The sequence below is a fragment of the Streptococcus sp. HMSC061E03 genome, assembly GCF_001813505.1.
GTDB lineage: Bacteria > Bacillota > Bacilli > Lactobacillales > Streptococcaceae > Streptococcus.
Map to the genome: position 1 here is coordinate 1 of NZ_KV812793.1, position 469 is coordinate 469.

Sequence of the window (469 nt, forward strand, 5' to 3'; positions counted from 1 at the left end):
GTATCTAATCCTGTTTGCTCCCCACGCTTTCGAGCCTCAGCGTCAGTTACAGACCAGAGAGCCGCTTTCGCCACCGGTGTTCCTCCATATATCTACGCATTTCACCGCTACACATGGAATTCCACTCTCCCCTTCTGCACTCAAGTTAAACAGTTTCCAAAGCGTACTATGGTTAAGCCACAGCCTTTAACTTCAGACTTATCTAACCGCCTGCGCTCGCTTTACGCCCAATAAATCCGGATAACGCTCGGGACCTACGTATTACCGCGGCTGCTGGCACGTAGTTAGCCGTCCCTTTCTGGTAAGTTACCGTCACAGTGTGAACTTTCCACTCTCACACTCGTTCTTCTCTTACAACAGAGCTTTACGATCCGAAAACCTTCTTCACTCACGCGGCGTTGCTCGGTCAGGGTTGCCCCCATTGCCGAAGATTCCCTACTGCTGCCTCCCGTAGGAGTCTGGGCCGTGT

General features: G+C 52.0%; 1 rRNA gene. It reads right to left on the reverse strand.

Annotation, left to right across the window (positions count from 1 at the left end):
• Positions 1–469: ribosomal RNA gene (locus HMPREF2917_RS07750) — 16S ribosomal RNA — on the reverse strand; the annotation flags it as partial.